General features: G+C 74.9%; 1 protein-coding gene, 1 pseudogene and 1 riboswitch. Of the genes and pseudogenes, one reads left to right on the plus strand and one right to left on the minus strand.

Annotated elements, in window-relative coordinates; translation table 11 throughout:
- Positions 1-376: 376 nt before the first annotated feature.
- Positions 377-489, minus strand: a riboswitch (SAM riboswitch).
- A 200-nt stretch (positions 490-689) separates the two neighbouring features.
- Positions 690-3,083 (minus strand): phosphoribosylformylglycinamidine synthase subunit PurL, encoded by a 2,394-nt coding sequence (purL, locus tag ATM99_RS05770; RefSeq protein WP_062101977.1) that lies wholly within the window; start codon positions 3,081-3,083, stop codon positions 690-692.
- A 430-nt stretch (positions 3,084-3,513) separates the two neighbouring features.
- Between purL and ATM99_RS05775 the strand changes: the two are divergent.
- Positions 3,514-3,961 (plus strand): annotated as a pseudogene (locus ATM99_RS05775) (hypothetical protein); the annotation flags it as partial.

Here is a 3,961-nt window from a genome sequence, read left to right on the forward strand (position 1 = left end):
GTCGGTCGACGGGGGCGGGCGGGCCCCCGGTGGCGGGGTGGGCTCAGGGGGTGCGGCGGGTGCGCGTCAGGACGGCGCGACGGCGTCCCGGCGTCCGCGAGACGTGGGCGCAGCACGCGGGGCGGCGCGGGTGCGGGGTCTCTGTCGCCCCGGGTGCGGGCTGTCGCCACGGACGCGGGACGTCTCGCGGACGCCGCCGCCGGTGCGGGCGCCGGGCCGGGTCGCGTCAGGAGGGACGCTGGCGCCGGCGCGGCGGCGACGCGGGAGGTCGGGTCAGCGACAGCTGCGCAGGACCGGGCACGACGCCGGACAGGTCACGTGCACGCGCTGCGCGGCCGTCTGCCTGCTCACCTGTCGCTCCATGCCGGTCCGTCCCTCGCGGTCGTTGCGCGCGGCGTGCGCCGTGCGCCTGGTCCTCACCCGGGGCACCCCGCCGCGCGGGAGGGTTGCCGTCCGACCAGCCGGGGCTTCGCGTCGGAGCTCGTGACCTGTGCTCGTCGTCGACTTAAAGCCGACTTGATTGATCGGAAATTTATGCGCGAGCGCGGCGGGTGTCAACGCCCACGGACGGACCGTCCACGATCCGGACCGAGCGGGCCCTCGGCGCACCGTGCCACCGCCCCGGAGACGACGACGCCCGCCGCCGCACACGGGTGCGGGGCGGGCGTCGAGGATGAGCCGGCGCGCCGTCAGCCGAACAGGCGCGGCAGCGTCGCCTCCCACTCGGCACGGGCCTCGGCGAGCGGCAGCGTGAACAGCCCCCGCACCTCGACGGCGGCCGCGTGCGCGTGGTCCGCGTCGTCGACGGGCGTACCGGCCCCCGGCGAGCACGTCTCGGCCGTCTCGCCCAGCCGCAGCGCGGGCACGCCGCGCGCGGTGCACAGGTCCTGCAGGCGCACCTCCTCCGAGCGCGGCACGGCGACCAGCACGCGCGCCTGCGACTCGGAGAACAGCGCCTCGAACGGCGTCACGCCGTCGCGCGCGCACAGCGCGGCGAGGTCGACCTGCACGCCCACGCCGTAGCGCAGGCTCGACTCGACGAGCGCGAGCGCGAGCCCGCCCTCCGACAGGTCGTGCGCGGCGTCGACCAGGTCGTCGCGCGCCGCGGCGACGAGCACCTGCGCGAGGCGGCGCTCGGCGTCGAGGTCGACCCGCGGCGGCACGCCGCCCAGGTGCCCGTGCACGACGTCGGCCCACGCGGACCCGTCGAGCTCGGCGCGCGTCGTGCCCAGCAGGTAGACCGCCTGGCCCGGCTGCGTCCAGCCCGACGGCACGGCGTCCGCGACGTCGTCCAGGACGCCCAGCACGCCGACCACGGGCGTCGGGTGGATCGACGAGTCGATCTGCCCGGGCTCGCCCGTGCCGTTGTACAGCGACACGTTGCCGCCGGTCACGGGCACCTCGAGCGTCTGGCACGCGTCGGCCAGGCCGCGGATCGCCTCGACGAACTGCCACATCGAGTCGGGGTGCTCGGGGCTGCCGAAGTTGAGGCAGTCGGTGACGGCCATGGGCCGCGCGCCGACCGTCGCGACGTTGCGGTACGCCTCGGCGAGCGCGAGCTGCGCACCCGTGTACGGGTCGAGCTTGGCGTAGCGGCCGTTCGCGTCGGTCGCGAGCGCGACGCCCAGGCCCGTCGACTCGTCGACGCGCACGACGCCCGAGTCGTCGGGCTGCGCGAGCGCCGTGTTGCCCTGCACGTAGCGGTCGTACTGGTCGGTGACCCACGCGGGCGACGCGAGGTTCGGCGACGCGAGCAGCCGCAGCAGCGTCGCGCGCAGCTCGTCGGCGGACTCGGGGCGTGCGTAGCGCTGCGCACCCTCGGGCGTGCTCACCGAGTCGGCGACGAGGCCGTCCTGCCACGCCGGTCGCGCGTACGGGCGGTCGTAGACCGGCCCCTCGTGCGCGACCGTCTTCGGGTCGACGTCGACGATCCGGTCGCCGTGGTGGTCGATCGTCAGGCGGCCCGTGCCGGTGACCTCGCCGATCACGGCCGTCTCGACGTCCCAGCGCGCGGTGATCGCGAGGAACTCGTCGAGCTTCTCGGGGCTGACGACCGCCATCATGCGCTCCTGCGACTCCGACATGAGGATCTCGCCGGCCGTCAGGGTGGGGTCGCGCAGCAGCACGTTCTCGAGGTCGACGTGCATGCCGCCGTCACCGTTGGACGCGAGCTCGCTCGTCGCGCACGAGATGCCCGCGGCCCCCAGGTCCTGGATGCCCTCGACGACGCGCGCGGCGTACAGCTCGAGGCAGCACTCGATGAGCACCTTCTCCATGAACGGGTCGCCGACCTGCACCGACGGGCGCTTGGAGGGCTTCTCGTCGTCGAACGTCTCGGACGCGAGGATCGACGCGCCGCCGATGCCGTCGCCGCCCGTGCGCGCGCCGAACAGCACGACCTTGTTGCCGACGCCCGAGGCGTTGGCCAGGTGGATGTCCTCGTGCCGGAGCACGCCCAGGCACAGCGCGTTGACCAGCGGGTTGCCCTGGTAGCAGGCGTCGAACACGAGCTCGCCGCCGATGTTCGGCAGGCCCAGGCTGTTGCCGTACCCGCCGACGCCCGACACGACGCCGTGCACGACGCGCGCGGTGTCGGGGTGCTCGGGCGCGCCGAACCGCAGCTGGTCCATGACCGCCACGGGCCGCGCACCCATCGAGATGATGTCGCGCACGATCCCGCCGACGCCCGTCGCGGCACCCTGGTAGGGCTCGACGTACGACGGGTGGTTGTGCGACTCGACCTTGAACGTCACGGCCCAGCCGTCGCCGATGTCCACGACGCCGGCGTTCTCGCCGATGCCGACGAGCAGGTGCTCGCGCATCGCCGGGGTCGTCTTGTCGCCGAACTGCCGCAGGTGCGTCTTCGACGACTTGTAGGAGCAGTGCTCCGACCACATGACGGAGTACATCGCGAGCTCGGCCGCGGTGGGTCGCCGGCCCAGGATGTCGCGGATCCGCTGGTACTCGTCGGGCTTGAGGCCGAGCTCGGCGAACGGCTGCTCGAGGTCGGGCGTCGCGGCGGCGTGCTCGACCGTGTCGGACGTGTGCTGGGGGACGCCGGGGCGCGCAGGTGCGGTGGTCATCGATTCCCTCGGTGGGGGCCGGGTCCGTGGGGGGCGCTCGCCCGCGCAGGTACCCGCGCCGCAAGGTCGGCAGACGGCCCCAGGGTACCGGCGCGTCGGGCCGACGTGGGCCGCGCGACCACCCACCGGCACACGTCCCGACGGCGGCGGCGGCACGACGCTCCCTCGCGGCGACGACCGGCGCCCGCCGCCGCGGTGACGAGCGCACGCCACGACCCGGGGAGCACGTCGGGCGGGCACGACGCACCCGGTCCTGGACGCCCGTCCGCACGTCCGGTGCGTCCCGTTGCTCCACTCGTGTGACAAACGCCCAGCTCTCATGCCGTTCTCATCCTTTTCGTCCGATCTGCCCGATAGCCTGCGCGTGCCCGTCGCGCCGGAGCGTCACCCGAACGCCCCGCGCGGCACCTCCCCCGGACACGAGGACCCGATGTCGCGCCGTCGCACCGCCCTGCTCACCGTCACGACCGCCACCGCGGTCACCGCCCTCACGCTCGTCGCGGCCGCGACGCCGGCGAGCGCGGGCTCGGACTCCCCCACGCCGTACCGCGTCACGAGCACCGGCATCGAGCTGCCCGCCGGTGACGTGTTCGAGGTCCACGGGCACGTCAACGTCGCCTACACGTCGGCCACGGGTCGCGCGTCGCGCAACGTCCACATCGAGGGCCCGGGCACGCCGTACGCCGACCTCGCGGGCACGTCGACGCTCACGTGGGACCGTGCGGGCCTGCCCGCCGACGCGTGCGTCACGTGGGTGCAGGTCGCCGGGTACGACGAGCACCACGGCGAGGGCGGTCAGGGTGCCGTCTGCCGGACGACGGTCGCGCCGCCGCCGGTCGCACCGCCGGTGACGCCCCCGAGCACCCCGGAGCCGACCC

The organism is Cellulomonas sp. B6, assembly GCF_001462455.1.
Lineage (GTDB): Bacteria > Actinomycetota > Actinomycetes > Actinomycetales > Cellulomonadaceae > Cellulomonas.

Coding starts and splice junctions, on each gene's coding strand:
- purL (WP_062101977.1), bottom strand. CDS start 3,083: ATGACCACCGCACCTGCGCGCCCCGGCGTCCCCCAGCACACGTCCGAC.